The organism is Burkholderia sp. AU27893, from assembly GCF_002223205.1.
In the GTDB taxonomy this organism is placed as follows: Bacteria; Pseudomonadota; Gammaproteobacteria; order Burkholderiales; family Burkholderiaceae; genus Burkholderia.
This window is the reverse complement of record NZ_NKFD01000007.1, coordinates 13,954-37,101: the sequence shown is the minus strand read 5'-3', so window position 1 is coordinate 37,101 and position 23,148 is coordinate 13,954. Positions and strand designations below refer to the sequence as shown.

Sequence of the window (23,148 nt, the reverse complement as noted above, 5' to 3'; positions counted from 1 at the left end):
TCAGACGACAGCGCCCGGCCCGTTTGACGATGGCCCACAGGATCAGCCGTTCGGCCTCTTTCCGTGCCGCACCACGAATCGAACGATTACCCCTTGAATCGAAACCACTTGACCTTCCCAACGTGGGAAGGTCAAGAATAGTCAGTGCGGTTCGAATGGCCGTTTCGAGAGGGGAAAACGATGAATATCGGCGAGGTTGCGAAGTCGTCGTGCGGATTTCGGCGATGGTGATCAATCGTTTCGGCGAACGTGATCAGTCTGGAAGGTGGTGTTGCGCGGTCAATGGATTATAGCGACGGTGATCACGATCAGGCGTCAGCGGACTCGGATTTCGTTTTCTTTCTCATCGAATCGCCCTTGACCGGAAGCTTGTGGGCCTGATGCACGAGCCGATCGAGAATCGCATCGGCGAGCGTGGGGTCCTGCAGCCACGCGTGCCAGTGTTCGAGCGGCAACTGGCTGGTGATCACAGTCGAGCGCGTACCGACACGATCATCAAGTACCTCAAGCAGATCATTGCGCGCCGCCTGGTCGAGATCCTGCAAGCCCCAATCGTCGAGGATCAGCACATCAATCTTCGCGAGTTGCGCAAGCCGACGTGTGAAGCTGCCGTCGCCGTGCGCGATTTTCAGCTCTTCGAACAGCCGCGCGACGCGCACATAGAACACGGAGAAGCCCTGCCGGCACGCCTGCTGGCCGAACGCGCAAGCGAGCCACGTCTTGCCCGCGCCGGTGGGGCCGGTCAGGATCAGGTTCTGAGCATTGCGCACCCAGTCGCAGCCGGCGAGCGTGGCGACGATGCGCTGGTCCAGCCCACGGGTTTGCCGGTATTCAATGTCTTCGACGCAGGCCTGTGGGTTCTTGAGCTTCGCGGCGCGCAGCAAACGTTCGAGTCGTCGCGTATCACGCCAGGCCAGCTCGCGATCTACGAGCATGCCCACGCGTTCCTCGAATGACAGGCTGGTGCTTGCCGTGAGCGTTGACTGCTCCTCGAACGCGCGAGCCATGCCGTCCAGTTTGAGCGCCTTTAGCTGGGTAAGGGTGTGCTGCATCAACATCGTGACCTCCTTCGGGTCAGTGGTAGTAGTCGGGGCCGCGCACGTTCTCGTGCTCGGGCGAGCGCCATTCGGCGGGCGTGGTCGGGAGCGAGGGCTGCAGGTCAAGTCCCGCTTCCAGGATTGACAGCACGGAGCGACGCGTGGGCGAGCCGATCTTCAATGCACGCTGGCATGCGGCCTCGAGGCGGTGTTTGCCGTACTTGCGCGCGAGCGAGAGAAGACCGAGACAGGCGCGATAGCCCATCTCGGGGTGAGGTTTGTTGGTCAGCAGATGCCGCACGACAGCCTCGGCGCCGGGGCCGACGGATGCGCCCCAGTTGAGCAGGCGCCCAGGCGTCCATTCCATGTGCGCGCGATGCGCAGCCGGCATGTGTTCGGCGATGGTCGTGTGTTTGCCTTTGAGGCGCGAGCGAGCGTGCGCAGCGACACGCTTGCCGCCATGCAGGATCTCTACGCCGTGGCGTGTGATACGCGCCCAGACCTCCTGCCGTGCGAGGCTATGCGGGACGCTGTAATAGTGGCCGCCGACATCGACGTGGTAATCGATGTTCACACGGCACTTCTGGAAGGTGGCGATCTCGTAGCGACGCACGGGCAACGGGCGCAGGACGGGTTGGTCCAGCCGTTCGAACCATTCACGCCGGTTGCCTTCGAGCCGCTTGAACGGGCGCTGGTTTAGGTCGGCGATCAGTTCTGCAATCGCCTTGTTGAGTTCAGCCAGACTGTAGAAGCGATAGTGGCGCAGTCGGGCCAGCACCCAGCGCTCGACGATCTGCACGCCGACTTCGACCTTGGCCTTGTCCTGCGGTTTGCGCGGACGCGCCGGCAGCATCGCGGTGCCGTAGTGGTTCACGAAGTCCTGCGTGGTCGTGCCGAGTCCGGGTTCGTAACGGTCGGGTCGCGCGATCAGCGCCTTCGGGTTGTCGGGCACGAGCAGCTCGGGCACGCCGCCAATGAACTCTAGCGCATCGCACAGGCTGCCGATCCAGTCCGCCATCGTCTCGGTGCGCGTCGCGCACGCGAACGTGTAGTTGGATGCGCCGAGCACGGCAACGAACACGTGCGCCTCGAACTCGACGCCGCCATCGCTCGCCAGGACCGGCACGGTGGGACCCGCGAAGTCCGCGAACAGCTTCTCGCCGGCGCGGTGCTGCTGACGCATCGAGCGCTTGATCGACTTCGCCCAGTCCTTGTACTTCTGGCAGAACTGCGTGTAGCGGTACGTCCGCTGGCCGGGGTTCGCTTCAGCGTATTCTTCCCACAGCAGTTGCAGCGTCACGCCCTTGCGGCGCAGCTCGCGATGCAATGCCGTGTAGTCGGGCTCGATGCGTCGCGTCGTCGTCGCCGCGGCATTGGTTGCCGCAGGCCTCAGGCGCGCGTCCAGTTCGTCGTCGGACATTGCTTCGGCTGCCGCCCAATCGAGTCCCGCCTGGCTGGCTTGGGCCGCGAACTTCGAGACGGCACCGACGCTGATGCCGATAGCCCGGCTGATCTGCCGATGCGTCAGGCCACACGCCCACTTTAGTCGCAGGACTTCCTTCAATTTGCGCATGCTCATCCGAGGTGTCGGCATCGGCACTTCTCCCGCAAAAAAGGGAGCAGGCTAACGCCGTCGGTGAATACATGCGCAACGCCACCGCCAGACTCAAACCCGGATTACGTTCCGGTTGTCGCGGGGCGGCGTAAAGGAGCCGGGGATGGGCGGCGTAATGGCGCCAGCAGAACCGGGGGTAAAACGCGGATTCGAACGGTTTCAAGGTTGCGGTTTTTTGCCGTTTTTGGCAACTGCATTTTGAGGGGGATCTGGCATCGGTTTCGGGGTGCGGTAACTGTCGCCCTCGAGGACGAGCCGGTAGGCGCCGTGGCGTAGTCGGTCGAGTGTGGCGGTGCCGAGGATGCGGTTGTCGGGGAACGCGGCGCCCCATTCACCGAAGTCGAGATTCGACGTCAGGATGGTCGCCGCGTGCTCGTAGCGGGCCGCGACGAGATCGTGGAAGTCCTCGTCCTGCGGGGTACGTAGCGGTTTGAGCGCGAAGTCATCGACGATCAGCAGCGGCACCCGGGCGTACTGCTGGAACTTGCGGTCATAGGCGCCGGTGGCGCGCGCGGCGTTCAATCGCTTGAGCAGCTCGGTCTGCGAGATGAACAGCACATCGCGGCCTTGGCGGGCGGCGCAGTGGCCCAGCGCCTGGGCCAAGTGGCTTTTGCCGGTGCCGGTTGGACCGGCGATCAGGATCGCGACCTTCTCGTCGAGATACCGGCCTGTCGCGAGATCATGAACGTGTGAGCGGTTCAACGTAGGCAGCCGGTCGAAGTCGAACGTCTCGAGCGTCTTGCCCATCGCGAAGCCGGCGCGCAGCAGACGGGTGCCGAGCTTCTTGTGTTCGCGACGGGCAACCTCGTCGTGCAGCAGCATGGCAAGGAACTCGGTATAGGCGAGCTGCCCGTCGATCGCCTGACGGTTGCGCTGCTCAAGCGAGTCGAGGATGCCGGACAGGCGCAGCTGTTTGAGGATGGAATTCAATTCGGGACTCGGGTTCATGGTGTCAGTGGATCAGCAGGGATTGGAGATCACGGCCGAAGCGGCCGCCGTTCTGGTAAGCGCCAGTCGGGGCCGACGCGGGACGCGGCACCGGTTCGCTGTCCAGGCCTTTGTCGAGGATGCCCTTGATGGTGCTGTACTTCGCGCTGCTGAACGCGAGCGCACGCTCGCAGGCTGCTTCCAGCCTCTGATCGCCGACTTTCTGTCGCAGCCGGATGATCCCCTGCGCGCCGCGCAGGTTGACGAGCACCTTGTCGTTGAACAGCGCGAGGATCACGCCGTGGCACGACGGCCCGATCTCCTTCGCGCGCGCCAGACACCACTGCGGATCGTGCTCGAGCCAGGCCTGCGCTTCGGGCGGCTGGTGATCTCGCACCGTGTGGCGACCGCCGGCCCGCTGCCGCGGATGGGTTGCGACGAGTTCATGCCGATGGAACAGCTGGATGACCGTATCGGTCGCCTTCAGCCAGAGCGACTTGCCGACGAGCGTGAACGGTGCAGAGTACAGCGCGTGCTTGTAGACGACGTGGCCGTCGCGATGGACCGCCACCTCCTTCCAGACCGACAGTACCGGCGGCACGTCCGGCAATGCAGCGAGCAACGGGCGCTCGACGCCGAAGCGCGTCAGCGGCCGTTCGTGGACGGTGCCGTGGATACGAGTGCCGGCCTGCTGCATCACCCATTCGCGCAGTTGCCGGTTGGCGTCGGCCAGATCCCGGAACTCGCGCAGCGGCACGAAGGACTTCTTGACGTATTTGACGCCCGATTCGACGACGCCCTTCTTCTGGGGATCGTGCGGCGGACAGGCGTCGATCCGGAATCCATATCCCTCGGCAAGCGCGGCGTACGAGCGTTGCACCGCCGGCTCGTATCGACACGCCCGGATGATCGCGCACTTCGCGTTATCGATGATGACCCGGTCGGGACAGCCGCCGAACCATTCGAAGGCGCGCCGGTGGCTGGCGAGCCACGTCTCGACGGTCTGGTCCAGCACGATCTCGGCATACTGGTGGCGCGACCAGCACAACGTCATCACGAAGATCCACGTCCGGACCGCAATGCCCTCGACCGTCAGCACGGGTCCCGCGCCGAAGTCGACCTGCGCGGCGTCGGCCGGTGCGAAGTCGAGGATCGTTGTGGTGGCCACGCTGCGCTCGGCAGCCAGATGGCGCAGCATGCGCTTCACGGCACAATAGCTGCCGGCGTAGCCATGATTGCGTTGAAGGGCGGCATGGATCGTGGTGCCCTGAACGCCGGCGGCAAGCCATTCGCGGACCTGTTCGCGATATGGCTCAACCGTCGACACACAGGTGTGCGGCAGGTGCGGCGTGCGCCCGAAGACACCCGCGATCGTAGCGTCGTCCGGCAGCGGCTGCACCGGATCCAGCCAACTACGCGCTTCAGCCTCGCGGCGCACGGTCGTCAGCTTCTTGCGCCCCATCAAACCGCCGCGCGCGATGTCGCGGTCAGAATCGCCTTGCCGCATGCGGACAAGGACTTGGCGGTATTCAAACAATTCGAACCTCCTGTTGGCCATGGACGCTCCGTTCAAAAAGAACGGAGCGTACCGACTCGGAAAGTTCGAACCGCGTTCTCGCCCTGATGCTGCTGGCGCCTATGCGCCGCCCCTAACGTGGCGCCATTACGCCGCCCTTGGACTGGCGCCTATGTGCCGCCCCTCAAGTGGCGCCCTTATGCCGACCCCGCATTGGCTCCATAGCGCCGCCCCGTGACACCGGTTACGTGATCACCCGTTTCGGTCCCGTGATCGCTCATTCCGGCATCGTGATCACGCGTTTCGGAAACCTGTGATCAGCGATCACGATCAACCGAAACGGGTGATCACGATCATTCGGAATCCATGATCACGATCCGCCGAAATGCGTGATCACGTTCGCCGGAATACGCAGTCGTCGGGCATGTCGACCAAGATGATTCGTCACTATGAGGAAACAGGCCTGATTCGGGCTGCCACCCGGACAGGGGCGAACTATCGTGTGTACACGCCCAGGGATGTCCAGGTGCTGCGCTTCGTCCGGCAGGCCCGACATCTTGGTTTTTCCACGAAGCAGATTGCGGTGCTGCTGGCCCTTTGGGAAGACCGCAGCCGGTCCAGCGGCGAGGTCAAACGGCTCGCGAATGAGCATATTGCCAACCTGAATCTACGCATTCAGGAACTGGTGGAAATGCGGGATACGCTCCGGCATCTGGCAGCCCACTGCAAAGGGGACTCACGCCCTGACTGTCCGATTCTGGAGAAACTGGCTGGCGCGGCGCATTGACGCCCCCTTGACCTGCCCCGCAGCGAAAGGTTGTAACTGAAATGATTCAACGGAACGGAGTTGGAAAATGGAACTGACCATCAAGGATATGACCTGCGGGCACTGCGCGGGCGTCGTAACGAAAGCGGTCAAGGAAGTCGATACGGCGGCACACGTGACCGTCGACCTGGAAACCAGGATCGTGCGCATCGAGTCGTCACGCGAGGCGGGTGAATTTCTTTCGGCGATACAGGAGGCCGGATATAGTCCCGCCGCGCTCGCATGAGCTTACACATCTGAAGGTCAGGCCACGAAGCCTTCGACTATCCCGTTTCTCGGGACCAGCCTGGCTCAGGGGCGGATAATCACACCGGCGGCCGCGCGTTCCCCTGCACTCGTGGAACGAGCAAGCTGGCCGGTCGGCGTCCCCGCAACAGACCATAGCGGCCAGCGTTACCAATGGACGGCACGACAGGCGACGCAATTTGTGCACAGTGTGAAAGACAACGCGGAGCACGGAAAATGAGCGGACAGCGTAACGACGGCGAAACTTCTCCCGAACACCTGAACGCGAGCCACGGCGCGGGCGGCCACCAAGACCATGCTGCGCACGCCGCGCAAGGTCAGGCCAGCGGGGATGCCGATGGCAATCACGCGGCGCACCACGGACATGGCCACGGTGAAATGTCCGAAGGTCCCGACGGCGCGCTCAGGGACCCGGTGTGCGGCATGTCTGTCACGGCGGATTCGCCATTTCGCAGCGAGCACGATGGACATCCGTATTTCTTCTGCAGTGCGTCATGTCAGAAGAAGTTTCGGGCGGACCCGTTGCGATATGTCAAACCGTCGACCAGCACGTCGGTTGAGGCTGCGCCGGAGGGCTCGATATACACCTGCCCGATGCATCCGGAAATTCGCCAGGACCATCCTGGCAACTGCCCGAAGTGCGGTATGGCCCTTGAGCCCTTGTTGCCCAGTCTCGAGGACGAAGAGAATCCCGAGCTGACGGATTTTCGACGCAGGTTCTGGTGGACGCTGCCGCTGACGGCCGTGGTGTTCGTCCTGGCCATGTTCGGCCACCGGCTGGGCTGGATGGAAGCGTCCACACAGAGCTGGGTCGAACTGGCTCTCTCGACTCCGGTCGTCGTGTGGGCGGGCTTGCCGTTCTTCGAACGTTGCACCCGCTCGTTCATCAATCGCAGCCCGAACATGTGGACGCTCATCGGACTTGGTACGGGGACGGCCTATGTCTATAGCGTCATCGCGACAGTCGTTCCAGGAGTCTTCCCGGAGGCATTTGCCGCACATGGTCGTGTGAGCGTGTATTTTGAGGCCGCGGCCGTCATTATTTCGTTGACGCTCGTCGGGCAACTGCTCGAACTGAAGGCTCGGTCGCAGACGTCCGCTGCCATCAAGGCACTGCTGGGACTGGCGCCGAAGACCGCGCGGCGTATCAACGCCGACGGCACAGAAGAGGACGTTCCACTGGCTCACGTCCATGTCGGCGACCTCCTTCGCGTAAGACCAGGCGAGAAGGTTCCGGTCGACGGCGTTGTGACGGAGGGTTCCAGCGCGCTCGATGAGTCCATGATTACGGGCGAACCTATTCCCGTCAGCAAGCGGGTGGGTGACCACGTCATCGGCGCGACCATGAATACCTCCGGAAGCCTCATCATCAAATCGGAGAAGGTCGGCTCCCAGACCATGCTGGCACAAATCGTCCAGATGGTCGCGCAGGCGCAGCGTTCCAGGGCACCCATGCAGCGCATGGCTGACAAGGTCGCGGGAGTTTTCGTCGTCGCGGTGGTCGGCGTCGCCATCCTGACGTTCGTCGCCTGGGGCTTTTTCGGACCCGAGCCCAGTTGGGTCTACGGGCTTATCAATGCCGTGGCGGTGCTCATCATCGCCTGTCCCTGTGCGCTTGGGCTGGCGACTCCCATGTCCATCATGGTCGCGAGTGGCAAAGGCGCGTCGAACGGTGTGCTTTTTCGGGATGCGGCTGCGATTGAGAACTTCCGGAAGGTCAACACGCTGATCGTCGACAAGACAGGCACCTTGACCGAAGGTCGCCCTGCCTTCGAACGCGCAATCGGCGTGAATGGATATGCGGAAGAGGATGTTCTCCGGCTCGCGGCCAGTCTTGACCAGGGTAGCGAACACCCGCTCGCTGCGACCATCGTGGATGCGGCCCGTGAACGGCGGCTCGCGTTCGAGAAGGTGGAGCACTTCGAGTCGAGCACCGGGATTGGCGTGCGAGGACTGGTCGGCAGCCGCAATCTCGCGCTGGGCAACACCACCCTCATGCAGGCCGACGGCATCGACGTTGGGACGCTCACGGAAAATTCGGACACGCTGCGTGCGCAGGGCGCCAGCGTCATGTATCTGGCGGTTGATGGAATGCTGGCCGGCCTGCTCGCGGTTTCGGACCCGGTGAAGGCAACGACACCCGAGGCACTGGCCCGGCTCAAGGAAGACGGTATCCGCGTGGTGATGGCGACGGGCGACGGTGTCGTGACCGCCAGGGCTGTCGCGACGAAGCTCGGCATCGGTGAATTCCATGGCGAGGTCAAACCAGCCGACAAGCTGGCGCTGGTGACGAAATTCCAGCAGGAAGGCAAGGTTGTAGCCATGGCCGGTGACGGTATCAACGATGCGCCCGCGCTTGCCAAGGCGGACGTGGGCGTCGCGATGGGCACCGGCACCGATGTAGCGATGAGCAGCGCACAGGTGACCCTCGTCAAAGGAGACCTGCGCGGCATCGCGCGAGCCCGGGAGTTGTCCGAGGCGACAATCGGGAACATGAAGCAGAACCTCGGCTTCGCGTTTGTGTACAACGCCCTGGGTGTGCCTCTGGCGGCAGGGGTACTGTATCCGTTCACCGGATTATTGCTGTCCCCGATGATCGCCGCACTGGCCATGAGCCTGAGTTCGGCATCGGTTATCACCAACGCGCTACGGTTGCGGAACGTGAAAATCTGACTTTTCGCAGAAGAAACCGGCGGCATTGAGCGCTGCCGTCATGATCGTAACCCATGAAACCAGGGGCGCCCCATGTCACTATCTCGCCGTCAATTCCTGCTGACGTCCGCTGCCGCCGCCTCGGCCGTGCTAACCGGATGCGCAGAATGGCCCTCAAGCGGTTCAAAAGAAGTCGCGAATGGAAATGTGAGCGGCACTTCGCGTCGCCTTATTGTCGATACCCGTTCGATCGAGGTCAACGGCCGTGCTGCGACGGTGTACGGGTTGCATCAGCCGGACGGCACGCGCGGCCTGTTCCTCGAACCGGGCGAGCGCTTTGCCGTGGAACTGGACAACCGCCTGCACGAACCCACCATTGTCCACTGGCACGGACAGACGCCCCCGTCCGATCAGGACGGCGTGACCCAGTTCGGCGTGCCGGCGCTTCAACCAGGGGAGCGGCGCGCCTATGATTTTGCCGCGCGCCCCGGCACCTACTGGATGCACTCACATCATGGTTTCCAGCATCAGAAACTGCTGGCCGCTCCACTGGTTGTGCGCACGGCCGACGATGTACGGGCTGACCGCCAGGAGGTGGCGATCTTTCTGGAGGATTTCCTGTTCCGCGATCCCGCCGAAGTGTTCTCAGAGCTGCAGAAGGGCAACGCAGATTCCAAGGGAGCCATGACCGGTCAAAAGTCGGGCGCGCAGCCCCACGGCATGGGTGGGATGGGCGGTATGCACGGCATGTCTGACATGGGTGGCATGGGTGGCATGGGTGGCATGGGTGGCATGGGCGGCAGTAGCATGCCGGATCAAATGCCCGGCATGAAGATGGACCTTAACGATGTCGATTTCGATGCCTATCTCGCCAACGACCGCACGCTCGACGACCCGGAAGTCATCCGGGTCGAGCAAGGCGGAAGAGTGCGCTTGCGGATTATCAACGGCGCCTCATCCACCAACTTCCACGTTGACCTCGGCTCGTTGCGAGGTACGGTCGCGGCGGTCGACGGCAACGCCGTCCAGCCGCTGACAGGCAGCCGCTTTGGTTTAGCGATGGCTCAGCGGATCGATATTCTCGTTGACCTGCCCAACGGGACCGGAGCGTGGCCGATTCTCGCCGTACGGGAAGGAGCCAGACAACAGACGGGGATTATTCTCGCCTCTAAAGGCGTCAACGTGGGCAAGGTCGCGGGGGCGACAGCCGCCGCTGGACCGGTGAGCTTCGATCAGGAACTGCGGTTGTCTGCGCTCAGGCCGCTGGCAGACCGTCCCGTCGATTCGCATTCTGTGCTGATGCTGACCGGTTCGATGCAGCCGTATACGTGGGGAATCAACCACAAGGGCTGGGACAATCGCGACACGGTGAAAATCCGCAGCGGACAGCGGGTGGCTATTACGTTCCAGAACACCACGATGATGGCCCATCCGATGCATCTGCACGGGCACCACTTTCAGATCGTCGCGCTCAATGGCAAAACGTTCTCCGGGGCGCTGCGTGACACGGTGCATGTCCCGCCGATGGCAAAGGTCACCCTGGCGTTCGATGCCAACAATGCAGGCCGGTGGCTGATGCATTGTCACAATCTCTATCACATGAAGTCCGGCATGATCACCGAAGTGCGTTACGTTTGACAGTCGGTCGGGCTACACGGGCATGCCTCTTTGTTTTTGGAACGGCCGGACCGCTGAACGGACGCGGATTTACGTCATCGCGGAGGACAGTTCGGTGGTTTGACGTGAAGGTTTTGGCAGGGATACGACGTTGGCAACCTGATGGCCCCCTGCCTCGTCGACTCATCGCCGGGGGCTTCCGAAGTCCGGGGCACCAGACTCGTACAGCCAGACAAGACGAGTAATGCAGCAAAAGTCACCGTAGTAAAACCTGCCACGCGACCGAATGGATTCACGTTGGGCTCCCAAAGACAGGCGATCTCGACACATCCGCGTCAGGCACGTCAAAGGGTAAGAGGCGGCGAACAGCAACAAGGCTCCGCGCTACCCGTCTCGACAGAGTGTGGAATTCGTCAATGCTGGGCTGCCCATTTCGATTCGGAAAGCTTATGGAGCTCCTTGTTGCGGGCGATGGTTGCTGCGCTCGGCGGGTAGTCATGCTTCCTGATTGGCAACAGGCCATCGTGATAGGCCTGAATCAGTTCCTGCCGGACCTGCTCCCGGGTCTTGCCCTGCGAAGCAGGGTTCCCGGATTGGCTCACGGTCGGAGCCGGCGAGACAGCGGCAGTGTTCGATACGGGATTGCTGTTTTGAGCGACGTTGGGATAGTCGTGGCCGCTATCGGCGAAAGCGGACGTGGCAGCAGATGCGGCGACAACCATGGCAGCGACAATTCGAATATTCATGTTTTCTCTCCGTTGCGAAACGTGGAGCCTCCATATGCGACTCCAATGAGACACATTCTGGAGAGGTGGCTCTGATTGAGCCGTGACGTGAAAATGATCTTTTGGTCACGCGGCGTTCATCTCCGATCGCACCACTCGAAGACGCGAAACCCGCGTACAAAAAAAGAGCCCGGCCAATCAGCCGGGCTTGCAAGGGATGGTCGCCGCACGAGAACAACGAATCTGCGTGGGCGAACCACCCGCGTGGACGGACGATGACGGCGTGTCGATTACGTTGTGCCTGGCAGCGGACTCGAGACGAGCACGGCGGCCACCATCAGCACGCCGACCAGTACGAGAGACTCCACATGCAGCACCATGCCAAATCGGCGAAGCGGCCCGCTCGGCACGGCCTTCGACGGATTTTTCAGCGTCGACAGAAGCGTCGGCATCTCGAAGAAACGATTGTGTCCGCCGAGTGCCGCGGCAACCAGTACGAGCGCAAGTTTGAGCATGAGCACTTGCCCGTAAGTCGACCCCAACAGATTGGCAGGAACATTGACTCCTCTCCAACCGTTGTACGCGCCGGTGCTGAACAGAACAATCAATGCATAGGTCGATGTGTCGGACAGCGACTGCACGAACGACGCGCTGGTGAGTCGTTCATTCCCAGGCGCATCGAGCAGGCGCGGCATCACGACATAGGTCGTCACCAGTACAAGCCCGACCCACGCACTAATGGCAAGCAGATGCAGCCAATCCGCCCAGACAGGCAGACTGAACAGTCCCGCATCGACAGGATGCCCACCGTTACTGCGCGCAAGCGCGACGCCAGCCAACGCCACCCATATCGCGAACGGGAAGCGGGCTTCGTTTCCTGACCTCACGAATGACAGTACGGCAATACCGAGCGTAAGAAACGCGCCAACCAACCACGCATGTCCAAAACCGGTTCCCGCAAGCATCGACCACACGGCCGGCCCGGCCTCCGATAGCGTTGAGTCGCTCATCAGTGCGCAATGCGCCCAGAACGAGAGCGTGCTCGCCAGCAACGAGACGATGGACGCTAGTCGAAGCGTGACGATAAGCCGCCGGCCGACCCGCTCCTGCCAGGTCGACTCGCCACGCGCAAGCCATTGGCCACTGAGCAGCGCACCGACGACGACGGCGAAACCGACGTTCTGAATGGCCACCGACACGAGTCGCAGGATGCCGAGGAACCCTTCGTTCATCACTTCACCTTGAACGTGTAGGTGCCCTTGGTCTTGTGTGCGTCGGCTGTCATCACGGCCCACTGAACCGTGTACGTACCCGAAGCCAGCTTCGGCACCGCGACTGTCATGACACGCGGATTAGCTCCGTCGACCTTTGCCTTTTCCTTCGTGACGGCGGTGCCGCTCGCGTCGGATACCTTCACCGAACTGAATGTCGGCTCGAGGTCTTCGTTGAAGGTCAGACGCAAAACGTCCGGCGCTACATCGACCGTACTGCCTGATGGGGGTGCTGCGCTTTCCAGTTTGCCGTGCGCAAACGCCGCGGCGGGTGCGAGTGCGATAGCGCTGGCCGCGGCGAGGCCAGCAAACCGGCTGAATGTGAAAGTCTTCATGTTCTTGCTCGTCTCGAATGGTCAAGGCGGGGCCGCAGAACAGCCGCACCCCGCCGGATGTCCTCACTGCTTCTGCAGCTTCGTCACGGTAAGTGCGCCGTTCACTTCCTCGGCCACGAAATCAATCTTGTCGCCGACCTTGACCTGCGAAAGCATCGCCGGGTCCTTGACCTTGAAGACCATCGTCATGGCTTCCATGCCAAGGTTTTCAAGCGGACCGTGCTTGATGGTCAGCTTGCCGTTGGCGGCGTCAACTTTCTTGATTTCGCCGTGCGACATGCTGTTTTTCGCGTCCTCGCTTTGCTTGGCGCCACCGCTCATGTCCATGTTGCTCATGTCGCCTGCTGCATACGCACCAGCGGAAACAACCAGTGCACAGCCCATCGCAATCGAAACAAGTGCTTTTTTCATCGTGCATTTCTCCAGAGTTGAGTTGATGAAGCGGATGGCCGGGTCACGCCCGACCTTGTTATGTTGTTCAGCTGTCCGGCAGTTCGCCGGTGTATTCGTAAGCTACGGTTCCCTTCGGGTGCTTGAACCAACCCGGGTCGCGGTAATCGTTTCGGCCGAGCCCCTCACGCACCTTCACGACCGTGAACATGCCGCCCATTTCCAGCGGCCCGAACGGTCCCGTGCCCGTCATCATCGGCAAGGTGTTGTCGGGCAACGGCATCTCCATCTCGCCCATCGCACCGCCCGTGCTACCCATCGCCATGTAGTCCGGCACCAGCTTGTTGATGCGCTTCGCGAGGTCTTTCTGCGGGACGCCGATGAGATTGGGTACCTGGTGTCCCATCGCGTTCATCGTGTGGTGCGACTTGTGACAATGGAATGCCCAGTCACCGGGACGATTCGCGGTGAATTCGATGGCGCGCATCTGCCCGACCGCCACATCGGCCGTAACTTCCGGCCAACGGGCCGACGGCGGAATCCAGCCGCCATCCGTGCCCGTCACTTCGAAGTGGTAGCCATGCAGGTGAATCGGATGGTTCGTCATCGTCAAATTGCCGAAGCGGATGCGCACGCGGTCGCCCGCGCGTACCGGCAGCGGGTCGATGCCCGGAAACACGCGCGAATTGAACGTCCACATGTTGAAGTCCGTCATCTCGTTGACGCGCGGCGTGTAGCTGCCAGGGTCGATGTCGTAGGCCGCCAGCAGAAACACGAAGTCACGGTCGACCGGCATCACGCTGCGGTCTTTCGGGTGCACGATGAACAGCCCCATCATCCCCATCGCCATCTGTACCATCTCGTCGGCATGCGGGTGATACATGAACGTGCCGTGCTTCTCGAGCTGGAACTCGTAGACGAAGGTCTTGCCGGGCGGGATGTGCGGTTGAGTAAGGCCGCCGACGCCATCCATGCCGTTCGGCAACAACATCCCGTGCCAGTGAACGGCGGTGTGCTCGGGCAGCCTGTTCGTCACAAAGATGCGAACCTTGTCGCCCTCGACGGCCTCGATGGTCGGGCCGGGCGATTGCCCGTTGTAACCCCAAAGATTCGCCTTCATGCCAGGCGCCATCTCGCGTACGACCGGTTCGGCCGTCAGGTGGAATTCCTTCCATCCGTTTTTCATCCGCCACGGCAGCGTCCAGCCGTTCAGCGTCGTGACCGGCGTATACGGGCGGCCGTTCGGCGGCACGAGAGGGGGTTGCGTGGTGGCTTTCGCCATGGTCGGCGCTTCGGGCAACGACGCGGCACCAGCCTTGCTGACCAGGGCCGCGCCCACCAGCGCTGCACCCGAGCCGTTGAGAAATTGTCGACGGGACACCATGTTATTTACCTTCCGAATCCATTGCCGGCGCCGATTGCGCCGCGGGAGCTGACGTCGATTGAAGCGCGGGCTGCGTGCTGTTGGGAGCGCTCATGACTACCGGTCGTTGCGGCGCCGGCTCTTTCGAATCCTGCTTGTCGCCGGCCTGCGGCAGACGGCCACCAACCGCCTGTTGGAGGTCCGTTTCCGCCAGCCAGTAGTCCTTCAATGCATCGATGTAGCTGTTGACTGCGCCGACCTGCTCCCGCGAATCGGCGAGCAACTCAAAGACGCTGGCGAGCATGCCGTTGTACCGAAGCAGAAGTTCGTCCGAGATGGTCTTGCGAATGGGCACGACCTCGTCGCGATAGTGCTTCGCAACGTCGTAGCTGGTGACGTAGGCCGAGTACGATTCGCGCACTTCGGAACGTGCATCAATCGCCGTCTGGGCAAGCTGGTTCGCCGAACGCATGTAAGTCGCTTCGGCCCGGGCGACCTTGGCGCTTCCGAAATCGAAAATCGGAATCTCGACGCTGATTTCGTAGCCGTGCTCGTGACCCTTGTCGGTCTCGTAGTTGTTCTGGTAACCGACGTCGAGCGCGTTGATGAACCGCGTGGCCTTGCTGAGCCCCATAGAAGACGCAACGCTTTGGGTCTGCAGCTTCGCCGCCTGGATGTCGAGGCGGTTCTGCATCGCATAGCTTTCCAGGTCGTTGAGGTCGGGCCTTTGCTTCGGCAGGTCGGGCAGACGGTCCGGGAGTGTGTATTGCGTACCCGCGCCCCACAGCCCCATGATTCGCGTCAGCTTTTCGCGTGCGACCACGGCTTGCTGGTGCGTCTTGGCTGACTGCGCCACCGCGTCCGCATAGAACGCCTGCTCACGGGCGTAATCGAGCTTGCTGAAGTTCCCGGCCTGACGCATGCGCGAAGCCAATTCCGCGCCGGCATCCGCCGAGTCTTTCACCTGTTCCGCGTACTTGGCCGCCTGCTCGGCGGCTACCGCGTTGACATACGCGCGGCGCGCCTCGGCCGCTATCTTGAGCATGGCGTCGGCGGTTTCGAGCTTCGTTTGCTCGAAGCGGCGCCCTTCGATATGCGCAGCGAACGGCAACGTCAGGATGCTGAGAACGTTCGCCGAGAACGTGCGGCCGATGTTCAGGTCGCCGTTGCCCGCGCGCGTCCGGCTGAACGTGAATCCCGGATTCGGGAGGCGACCAGCCTGTACCAGGTCGGCTTCCGACAGCCCCAGTTCGGCATAGGAAACCTGAAGACCGCGGTTGTTCAGCAACGCAACCTGGACAGCGTCGTCCATGCTGAGCGGCTTCGAGAGCAGTTCCTGCGTTCGTTTCGCCGCAGCGTCGCGGTCGGCGTCCGTCTTGACGATGACGGCGTCCTTGCCGAGCCGTTCCCTGGCAGTCGACGACACCGTATTGAACCCGCCGTCCTTGGAGAACGTCGTACACCCGGCGAGAAACACCAAGACGGCGACTCCCGCCCCCATTCGAGTAGAAACGAATCGTCGCATCATTTGGCGGGTTCCCCGTGCAACGAGTGGTTCGAATGGTTGTTGTTGGCCGGCTGGCTCGGCGTGCCACCGTGCTTCATGCCGCCCATAGACGGTTTGCCCTGGACAGCCTGATTCAGTTGCTGCCAGGTCGGGTTATCCGCGTCGCTATAGGGGCGATATCCCTCGAGGGCAGACGGGACGGTCACCGCCGGCACGGAGGCCGCTGCGTCGGTCGGGTCGGGAATTGTTGTCGTGGCGTGCACAAGCGCCGGCAAAGTAGCCGCCGCGCTCAGTAGCGCTGCAGTGATCAATCGCATACGTTTTCTCGTCGTGAGTCACCTGGCGGGTCCACGCAGAACCGCCAGTACGGATGGCACATCGCAGGTCATTGACCGCGATGGAGAACTAGACGAGAAGGCAGCGAGGAGGGCGTTCGATGCCGTCGGTCAGGAACGACACGACACCGGCGGAAGACGGCAGGGGAATGGCGACGCGGGTAGCGTCCGTGGATACGGCAACGACCGGTACGGCTGGCAGTCCTGTACCGAAGCAGCAGGATGCGCATGTCGAGCACGAATGCGCGTGGTGGGCGTTACCGTGGTAATGATGGGGATGGTCGTCGTCAGCGAACGCCACGCCATGCATTTCATGGTGGTGCTCTGACGCGGCCTGCTCCGCATGCTGGGTTGCCCCTTCTCCCGCGTCTGCATGCGCGGCAACACATTTCATCGAGATAGCCGCGAACGACTGAACCGGAAGGCTCAGTGCCAGCAACACAACGATGAAAAGTTTGCGCCAATACGACATGGGAGCGGAGTCTAGCACGCAGTGATAAAGGCTGTAAGTTCGAGAACGTGTCAGGGTGTAACCGATCGCTGTTTCGCTACGCGGTCACGACATTCGAGTTCAGCTTATCGTCGGATGGGTGACGACGGCGTGACCACAAAATGACCAAAATTTCATTGGCGGTCCCGGATTGGGGCGTGCCGAACGCTCCGGCAGTCGTTGGCACGAGGTGCCGATGCGGTACGCTTGGGGCGTTTCATGAAAAATCTGTCATGTAGCCGTCATTTTTCACTCATCCGGGCCGCCGTATGCTCCAAGCAGCACATTGACCGCGCGCATTCCCCGACAGCCATACGACATAGCCATGCGGATACTCATAGTCGAAGACGAACCGAAAATGGCGTCATATCTCCGCAAGGGGTTGATGGAAGCGAGCTACACGGTCGACGTCGCCGAAAACGGAAAGGACGGCCTGTTTCTCGCGCTGCACGAGAACTTCGACCTCATCGTGCTCGACGTCATGCTGCCGGAACTAGATGGTTTCGAGGTGCTCAAGCGCCTGCGGGAGCAGAAACAAACACCCGTGCTGCTGTTGACTGCCCGGGAGGCAGTCGAGGACAAGGTGGCCGGCCTTGAGCTGGGTGCCGACGACTATCTGCCTAAACCCTTTGCGTATGCCGAGTTCCTCGCCCGCATCCGGTCACTACTGCGGCGTTCACCACGGAATGCGCGGGACATGCTGCTCATTGCCGACCTCGAGGTTGACCTCATCAAACGGCGGGTGCGGCGTGGCGACACCCGAATCGACCTGACCGCACAGGAGTTCGCGCTGTTGCAGCTCCTTGCCGAACGCGAAGGCGAGGTGCTCACACGGACATTCATCACCTCCCAGATTTGGGACATGAATTTCGATAGCGACACGAACGTGGTCGATGCGGCCGTCAAGCGCTTGCGGGCAAAAATCGACAACTCGTTCGACAAGAAGCTCATCCATACAATTCGTGGCATGGGCTACGTGCTCGAGGACCGCTCGTGACGGTCCGGACCGACGCTCGCGCGTCGTATTCGCTGCTCAGGCGATTGACGCTCGCGTTTGCCCTCGCTGCCGGTCTGGTGTTCGCACTGACCGGAGCCTATCTCTACAGGTCGCTCTCCGCTGAGTTGCAACGACGCGATGACATCGAAATCAGCGGCAAGCTGAGCCAGTTCCTGCAGTTGGTTCGCCTGAGCGGTTCGACGAGCGTGGTTCGAGCAAACCCTGCGGGCTTTCATGAGGTGTTGCTGTCCCATCCGGGGGTGTATCTCGGCATCTACGACGGACAAAATGAGCCGTTGGTCGAACACACCGACAAACCTGGCAGAACATTGAAGGGTCTCGTCACAGAGACCCACCCCATCGGCAAGCCGTACGCCTGCTCGCCAGAGGGTATCGGACTTTCCCGGTGCATCGTTGCTGATGAGAGGCTGCCTTCCGGTGAACTCGTACACGTGTCACTGGTTCGAACGGCAGCCGACCGGCAATCGCTGCTCGAAAGCTATCGGGTAGATATCTGGTTTGCCGTAGCCGTCGGTGCCATCCTCGTCGGTGCGCTCGGCTACGCCGTTGCCCGTCGCGGACTTTGTCCCGTCAAAAGCATTGGCCGCCAGACGTCGACCATCGAGGCTCACAATCTGAACGAGCGCCTCGATATTCGTGGTGGACCTGTCGAGCTTCGAGAGCTGGCCGTCTCTGTCAATCGCATGCTGGACCGTCTCGAGCGCGCATTCGTGCGCCTTTCGCAATTCTCATCGGATCTCGCACACGACATGCGCACGCCGCTGGCGAACATCATCAGCTCATCGCAAATCACGCTGTCGCGCGCGAGGACGGCCGACGAATACGAGGCACTCATCGATTCGAACATCGAGGAATGCGAGCGCCTGCAGCGAATGATTGAGAACATGCTGTTCCTCGCGCGAACGGACAATGCCCAACTGCATCTCAAGGCGGTCGAACTGGACGCGGGTAACGAACTGCGCAGGCTGGCGTCGTACTTTCAGGGTCTTGCTGAAGACGCCGGGGTCCACATCGACGTGAAAGGGAACGCACCCGTTTTCGCCGACGCAACCTTGTTCAGACGAGCAGTCAGCAACTTGACATCGAATGCGCTCGACCATGCGAGACCAGGCTCGACCATTGAGCTGGCCGTGTCGGCGACTCAGAAATACTCCGTCGTCAGCGTAACAAACCAGGGGCCAGCCATCCCGGTCGAACAGCTCGACAAAATCTTCGAGCGCTTCTACCGCGCCGACGCATCGAGACATGGTGCCGCGAAAAACGCAGGGCTGGGATTAGCCATCGTCAAGTCGATCATGGAATTGCATCACGGAAAGGTTGATGTTGTGAGCGATGGCGTTCGTACCACCTTTACTCTTTATTTCCCGAGCGACGGTGCTGGACAAAATGCACGGTAACGGTAAGCCTATCCGGATCATGCCAGCAGTGCGAGCGATATCCGAGATAGTCCTATCGCGATCCTGCGATCCGGGCAATGGCCGACGTCGCGCGGAACCAGATCGTTAAATCTGCCTGGCAGCTCGGACTCAGCCGAATACCATGCCTTCCAGCTGGCCGGGTCCTTGACCTGGATCAATGAACCGTATCCACGACACCGCTTATCCGACGTTGAACTATCGGGACTACGTGGCGCCGGCTGTCGACGGATATTTGACGGTTGCCCGGTGAAACGGGCGGGCACACCCGACGAAGTTGCGAAAGTGGCCGCTCCGCTTATGGGCCCGATGGTGCGTGCACTACCGGCAGCGACATCCTGACGGATGGAGGCGTGCCGCGTCCTATTGGTTCGGACCGCTGGCACCGCGATAGTGTTTCGAAGGGCGGTTTCTACCTCGTTCAGCGACATTCGGAAGCTAGGGAAACACTGATCAATTCGGCTTGGCGGTCATCGCTGACGAGGCCAAGGGCGTTGTAGAAAGAAGCTCACGGAACGGACCCACGACGATGCAGCGGCAGATCGGTTTTGCGGAAGCGGAAAGTGCGGGCAAGAAGCGGGTGACCAAGCGTCAACGCTTTCTGGCCGAGATGGAGAAGGTCGTCCCTTGGTCGCGGCTGCTGTCGGTGATCGGGCCGTATTACCCGAAGGGCGAGCGTGGCCGGCCGCCGATTGGCCTGGAACGGATGCTGCGGATCTACTTGCTGCAGCAGTGGTACGGGTTGTCGGACGAAGGGCTTGAAGATGCGCTCTACGACAGCATCGCGATGCGCGCCTTCGCGGGCATCGACCTGGCGCGCGAGAACGTGCCGGACGCCACCACGCTGTTGAAATTCCGGCGCCTGCTGGTCGAGCACGCACTGACGCGAAAGCTGTTCGACGAGATCGGCATCGAGTTGTGCGAGCGCGGGCTGATGATGAAGGAAGGCACGCTGGTGGATGCGACGATCTTCGAGGCTGCGCCGTCCACGAAGAACGCCGGGAAGAGCCGTGACCCGGAGATGCATCAGACGAAGAAGGGCAACGACTGGTATTTCGGCATGAAGGCCCATGTCGGCGTCGACGCCGACTCGGGTCTGGTGCATAGCGTGGTCACCACGGCGGCCAACGAGCCGGACGTATCGCAGGCCCACGCCCTGCTGCACGGTCATGAGCAGGAAGCGTTTGGCGATGCGGGCTACACCGGCGTGGACAAGCGCGAGGAGATGAAGGGCAAGACGGTGAAGTGGCACGTGGCGCTCAAGCGCGGAAAGATCAGGGCGATGCAGGAAGGTCCGCTGAAGGACCTCGTGATCGCGGTCGAGCGAACCAAGGCGCAGATCCGCGCCCGGGTCGAGCATCCGTTTCATGTCGTGAAGAACCTGTTTCGTCATCGCAAGGTGCGCTACAAGGGTCTAGCCAGGAACACGGCACAGCTGTTCAGTCTGTTCGCGCTGGCGAACCTGGTGATCGCGAAAAATCAGCTGTTGTCGACTCATGGGAGCAATCCGTCATGTGTGTGAAAAACGCGGGAAGTGAGGCCCGAATACGAGCGAAACTCACCTCGCATGTCGTCAAATTCCTACGTCAATCTGAAAATTGCAACCTGCCTCGTCCGTTATGCGGACGACAGGCTCATTGATCAGCGTTTCCCTAGAGCGCCTCGCCGCCTGGCATACGAAAAAATCGAATCTTGAGGGCCCCCCAGCACGTTCACCGGGCTTAACTGACTTCCCTGTTCCATTGCTCCCCGGACCCCGACGCCCGGTCCGCAATTTCGAGGTCTGGGCATGGAGATGTGCAACGACGATCACGCCATCGAAAGGTACAAGGAAGGTTTTCATCACATATGGCCAGATAACGCACATTATCAGTCCGTCATCGAATTTGTTCTAAACTGGTAGTCATGAAAACGTGCGACACCCTCCCCATCGACAAAACCGAACGTGGCTTTCCCGACGAAGCCGAACTCGGGGTTCTACGCCGGAACCCCAGAAAATTCCGTCATTCCACATTGTGAACGTCAATCGGTTTGTTGCCTGACGTGCCGAGCGAGTAACTCAGTCGGTAAATGCCTGCCCGAACTGCCGTGCCCGCTTTACATCGTCGGTATGCAAGTAAATCGACGTGGTCGAAATCGACGCGTGACGCAGGTTATCTCGTACGGCGCTCAGCTCAACCCCTCTGGCGATCGCGTGGGTCGCATGGGTGTGCCGCATCCAGTGCGGAGAGGCCCGATGCAGCTTTTCAGCCAGCACCGGATGGTCGTTCTTGATAATCTGCGCGACGAGCCGAAAAAACCGGCGCATGACTTCCCACAGCCGCAAGGGCTTGATGCCGGCATCGGCGTCGTCAAGGCTGCCAATCAGGGACGTGGTCGGATTCCAGTGAGCACGGCTGACAGGAAGCCCCCGCTCCTGCAGATATCGGTCCAGCGCTGTGCGCGCTAGGGGTGTCAGGGTAACGCGGGCTGGCTTGCCGCCCTTGCCGACCACGTGCAGCCAGTGATCACCGGCTGCGTCGACTTCGATGCTGCGCAGTGTGGCGTCAGCCAGTTCGCTGATCCGCAGTCCCGTTGCGTAGCCGAAATCCAGCATGAACCGCAACCGTTGCGCAGCGGGCGCCTGCCAGCCGTACGACCACTCGAGCCCGTTGGCGATGGTGCGCGTCAGCATCCATTCTCCTTCGGTGAAAGCGTGCGAGGTTTCAAGAGCCATGGCGCGCTTGCTGCCGCGTACCTTGATGCCGGAGAATGGGTTGGCCACGACGTAGCGCTGCTCGACCAGCCAGCGGAACATGGCGCTGAGCACGGCAAGCGCATGCGCAATCGAACGGGCCGAGAGGTTGTCGACAAACGGGCGCCAGTCCGTTGATGTGCGCGGCCGCGGTGGCCCGACCCAGCGTTCTCGCGGTGTAGGTCTGCGCAGAAACGCCCTGTAGTCGGTGGCATCCCGGGTGGTCAGCGAAGACAGCGCCTTGCCGCGAGCAACGATGCCCCAGAGAATCAGCCGTTCGGCTTCCTTGCGGTAGGCCCGCTGCGTGGCCGGGGATTCGTGCAACGCGAGCCATGCCTGGATAGCGTCGTAATCGTTGTCGACGCCGAGGATGCAGGCCGACACCGGTGCGCGGAAGGCGCCGGCGGATCCGTCGATCTCGTGCGGTAGCCGTAGTTGCTCCCAAGGCGTCACGACTGACTGCCGATCCGCGATGATCAGTGCGCGGGCCCGCTCCGTGAGCGCCGGGTACGCGGCAAAGAAGGCCTCGATCCTTCTTGCACTGGCCGGCCCGAGACCCGGAATGACGGTCCACCACTGCCGGCGACGCGGAATCCGTACCGTGAGATCGGCCAGGGTCCGGATGCCGGCCGCGTGCAGGGTGCGGGCAGCGCGATTCGGCAGCCAGTGCGCAATGTCGTCGCCGATCTGCGGAGCTGGCGCAGGCATGATGCGCAGTAGCTCGACAGCCTGCGTGGTGGCGCGCGCATGATGCATACGCTTTTGGGCCGGGCATTCGAACAGCGTGGCCAGATCTGCCCGCTGTCGGTTACGGGCATAAAGTGCCAGTTGCCGGCGGATCTGGCCGATGACGCCGCGGGCTGACTGGCTGTGGCTGAGCCGATCTTGCATGTACCGGTGTGCCGCCTCACGCGAGGATGCGCCCTCGTACCAGGCACGCAGCGCTGCCAGTGCATCAGCATCAGGAAAGTCGGTCGGGATGTCGGCGGCGGACGGGCTCGTGGGGCGCGTTTTCATGTCATCGAGTTTAATATGGAAACAATGCCACAGAGATAATAAAGCTTATCTCTGTAGAATGCGGGAGTTCAATATTTCTGTCGTACCCCATGTCGTGATATCACAAAATTGA

At 61.7% G+C, this 23,148-nt stretch carries 19 protein-coding genes; 7 read left to right on the top strand and 12 right to left on the bottom strand.

Going from position 1 to position 23,148, the window contains the following annotated elements; all coding sequences use genetic code 11:
• Positions 1 to 308: 308 nt before the first annotated feature.
• From istB (CFB47_RS39050) to istA (CFB47_RS39035), 4 genes are all read right to left on the bottom strand, one after another.
• Complete coding sequence (gene istB, locus CFB47_RS39050; protein WP_006397350.1) at positions 309 to 1,058, bottom strand: IS21-like element IS408 family helper ATPase IstB; 750 nt, start codon at positions 1,056 to 1,058, stop codon at positions 309 to 311.
• A 16-nt stretch (positions 1,059 to 1,074) separates the two neighbouring features.
• Complete coding sequence (gene istA / locus CFB47_RS39045) at positions 1,075 to 2,631, bottom strand: IS21-like element IS408 family transposase (RefSeq protein ID WP_011875599.1); 1,557 nt, start codon at positions 2,629 to 2,631, stop codon at positions 1,075 to 1,077.
• 180 nt (positions 2,632 to 2,811) lie between these two features.
• Positions 2,812 to 3,600, bottom strand: a complete 789-nt coding sequence (istB, locus tag CFB47_RS39040) for an IS21-like element ISBmu1 family helper ATPase IstB (protein WP_012213993.1) — start codon at positions 3,598 to 3,600, stop codon at positions 2,812 to 2,814.
• A 4-nt stretch (positions 3,601 to 3,604) separates the two neighbouring features.
• Positions 3,605 to 5,116 (bottom strand): IS21 family transposase, encoded by a 1,512-nt coding sequence (gene istA / locus CFB47_RS39035; RefSeq protein WP_027809980.1) that lies wholly within the window; start codon positions 5,114 to 5,116, stop codon positions 3,605 to 3,607.
• Positions 5,117 to 5,480: 364 nt separating this feature from the next.
• On the opposite strand from istA (CFB47_RS39035), the gene cueR reads away from it, so the two are divergent.
• The 4 genes from cueR (at position 5,481) to CFB47_RS39010 (ending at position 10,457) form a co-directional block, all read left to right on the top strand.
• A complete protein-coding gene (cueR, locus tag CFB47_RS39030) occupies positions 5,481 to 5,882 on the top strand; it encodes a Cu(I)-responsive transcriptional regulator (RefSeq protein WP_069302025.1) in 402 nt (133 codons plus the stop codon).
• A gap of 67 nt (positions 5,883 to 5,949) precedes the next feature.
• Positions 5,950 to 6,147 carry a heavy-metal-associated domain-containing protein gene (locus tag CFB47_RS39025; RefSeq protein ID WP_009687815.1) on the top strand — a complete coding sequence of 66 codons (198 nt, stop codon included), beginning with the start codon at positions 5,950 to 5,952 and terminating at the stop codon, positions 6,145 to 6,147.
• A gap of 398 nt (positions 6,148 to 6,545) precedes the next feature.
• Positions 6,546 to 8,840 carry a heavy metal translocating P-type ATPase gene (locus CFB47_RS39015; protein ID WP_089454681.1) on the top strand — a complete coding sequence of 765 codons (2,295 nt, stop codon included), beginning with the start codon at positions 6,546 to 6,548 and terminating at the stop codon, positions 8,838 to 8,840.
• A 72-nt stretch (positions 8,841 to 8,912) separates the two neighbouring features.
• Positions 8,913 to 10,457: a multicopper oxidase family protein gene (locus CFB47_RS39010; protein WP_060096533.1), complete on the top strand. Its 1,545-nt coding sequence runs from the start codon at positions 8,913 to 8,915 to the stop codon at positions 10,455 to 10,457.
• A gap of 392 nt (positions 10,458 to 10,849) precedes the next feature.
• Here the strand turns inward: CFB47_RS39010 and CFB47_RS39005 are convergent, their stop codons facing one another.
• The 7 genes from CFB47_RS39005 to CFB47_RS38975 form a co-directional block, all read right to left on the bottom strand.
• Positions 10,850 to 11,182, bottom strand: coding sequence for a DUF4148 domain-containing protein (locus tag CFB47_RS39005; protein WP_069302012.1), 333 nt, complete (start codon positions 11,180 to 11,182; stop codon positions 10,850 to 10,852).
• 269 nt (positions 11,183 to 11,451) lie between these two features.
• Positions 11,452 to 12,393, bottom strand: coding sequence for a copper resistance D family protein (locus tag CFB47_RS39000; protein ID WP_060096539.1), 942 nt, complete (start codon positions 12,391 to 12,393; stop codon positions 11,452 to 11,454).
• Complete coding sequence (gene copC, locus CFB47_RS38995; RefSeq protein WP_009693495.1) at positions 12,393 to 12,767, bottom strand: copper homeostasis periplasmic binding protein CopC; 375 nt, start codon at positions 12,765 to 12,767, stop codon at positions 12,393 to 12,395. The genes CFB47_RS39000 and copC overlap by 1 nt, the downstream gene beginning before the upstream one ends.
• Positions 12,768 to 12,830: 63 nt before the next feature.
• Positions 12,831 to 13,178, bottom strand: coding sequence for a copper-binding protein (locus CFB47_RS38990; RefSeq protein WP_009693496.1), 348 nt, complete (start codon positions 13,176 to 13,178; stop codon positions 12,831 to 12,833).
• A 67-nt stretch (positions 13,179 to 13,245) separates the two neighbouring features.
• Positions 13,246 to 14,541 (bottom strand): copper oxidase, encoded by a 1,296-nt coding sequence (locus CFB47_RS38985; RefSeq protein WP_060096542.1) that lies wholly within the window; start codon positions 14,539 to 14,541, stop codon positions 13,246 to 13,248.
• Between the two features lies 1 nt (position 14,542).
• Positions 14,543 to 16,048, bottom strand: coding sequence for a TolC family protein (locus CFB47_RS38980; protein WP_069302011.1), 1,506 nt, complete (start codon positions 16,046 to 16,048; stop codon positions 14,543 to 14,545).
• Positions 16,045 to 16,344: a hypothetical protein gene (locus CFB47_RS38975; protein ID WP_009692898.1), complete on the bottom strand. Its 300-nt coding sequence runs from the start codon at positions 16,342 to 16,344 to the stop codon at positions 16,045 to 16,047. The genes CFB47_RS38980 and CFB47_RS38975 overlap by 4 nt, the downstream gene beginning before the upstream one ends.
• A gap of 833 nt (positions 16,345 to 17,177) precedes the next feature.
• Here CFB47_RS38975 and CFB47_RS38965 point away from each other — a divergent pair.
• The 3 genes from CFB47_RS38965 (at position 17,178) to CFB47_RS38950 (ending at position 20,807) form a co-directional block, all read left to right on the top strand.
• Complete coding sequence (locus tag CFB47_RS38965) at positions 17,178 to 17,849, top strand: heavy metal response regulator transcription factor (protein ID WP_060082467.1); 672 nt, start codon at positions 17,178 to 17,180, stop codon at positions 17,847 to 17,849.
• Complete coding sequence (locus CFB47_RS38960) at positions 17,846 to 19,267, top strand: heavy metal sensor histidine kinase (protein ID WP_009692901.1); 1,422 nt, start codon at positions 17,846 to 17,848, stop codon at positions 19,265 to 19,267. The genes CFB47_RS38965 and CFB47_RS38960 overlap by 4 nt, the downstream gene beginning before the upstream one ends.
• Before the next feature lie 547 nt (positions 19,268 to 19,814).
• Positions 19,815 to 20,807 carry an IS5-like element ISBmu23 family transposase gene (locus CFB47_RS38950; protein WP_007182917.1) on the top strand — a complete coding sequence of 331 codons (993 nt, stop codon included), beginning with the start codon at positions 19,815 to 19,817 and terminating at the stop codon, positions 20,805 to 20,807.
• Between the two features lie 537 nt (positions 20,808 to 21,344).
• On the opposite strand, the gene CFB47_RS38945 is transcribed toward CFB47_RS38950, so the two are convergent.
• On the bottom strand, positions 21,345 to 23,036 hold the full coding sequence (locus tag CFB47_RS38945; protein ID WP_007180429.1) for a site-specific integrase: 1,692 nt from the start codon (positions 23,034 to 23,036) through the stop codon (positions 21,345 to 21,347).
• Positions 23,037 to 23,148: the final 112 nt, after the last annotated feature.

Coding starts and splice junctions, on each gene's coding strand:
- istB (WP_006397350.1), bottom strand. CDS start 1,058: ATGTTGATGCAGCACACCCTTACCCAGCTAAAGGCGCTCAAACTGGAC.
- istA (WP_011875599.1), bottom strand. CDS start 2,631: ATGCCGACACCTCGGATGAGCATGCGCAAATTGAAGGAAGTCCTGCGA.
- istB (WP_012213993.1), bottom strand. CDS start 3,600: ATGAACCCGAGTCCCGAATTGAATTCCATCCTCAAACAGCTGCGCCTG.
- cueR (WP_069302025.1), top strand. CDS start 5,481: ATGCGTGATCACGTTCGCCGGAATACGCAGTCGTCGGGCATGTCGACC.
- CFB47_RS39025 (WP_009687815.1), top strand. CDS start 5,950: ATGGAACTGACCATCAAGGATATGACCTGCGGGCACTGCGCGGGCGTC.
- CFB47_RS39015 (WP_089454681.1), top strand. CDS start 6,546: ATGTCCGAAGGTCCCGACGGCGCGCTCAGGGACCCGGTGTGCGGCATG.
- CFB47_RS39010 (WP_060096533.1), top strand. CDS start 8,913: ATGTCACTATCTCGCCGTCAATTCCTGCTGACGTCCGCTGCCGCCGCC.
- CFB47_RS39005 (WP_069302012.1), bottom strand. CDS start 11,182: ATGAATATTCGAATTGTCGCTGCCATGGTTGTCGCCGCATCTGCTGCC.
- CFB47_RS39000 (WP_060096539.1), bottom strand. CDS start 12,393: ATGAACGAAGGGTTCCTCGGCATCCTGCGACTCGTGTCGGTGGCCATT.
- copC (WP_009693495.1), bottom strand. CDS start 12,767: ATGAAGACTTTCACATTCAGCCGGTTTGCTGGCCTCGCCGCGGCCAGC.
- CFB47_RS38990 (WP_009693496.1), bottom strand. CDS start 13,178: ATGAAAAAAGCACTTGTTTCGATTGCGATGGGCTGTGCACTGGTTGTT.
- CFB47_RS38985 (WP_060096542.1), bottom strand. CDS start 14,541: ATGGTGTCCCGTCGACAATTTCTCAACGGCTCGGGTGCAGCGCTGGTG.
- CFB47_RS38980 (WP_069302011.1), bottom strand. CDS start 16,048: ATGATGCGACGATTCGTTTCTACTCGAATGGGGGCGGGAGTCGCCGTC.
- CFB47_RS38975 (WP_009692898.1), bottom strand. CDS start 16,344: ATGCGATTGATCACTGCAGCGCTACTGAGCGCGGCGGCTACTTTGCCG.
- CFB47_RS38965 (WP_060082467.1), top strand. CDS start 17,178: ATGCGGATACTCATAGTCGAAGACGAACCGAAAATGGCGTCATATCTC.
- CFB47_RS38950 (WP_007182917.1), top strand. CDS start 19,815: ATGCAGCGGCAGATCGGTTTTGCGGAAGCGGAAAGTGCGGGCAAGAAG.
- CFB47_RS38945 (WP_007180429.1), bottom strand. CDS start 23,036: ATGAAAACGCGCCCCACGAGCCCGTCCGCCGCCGACATCCCGACCGAC.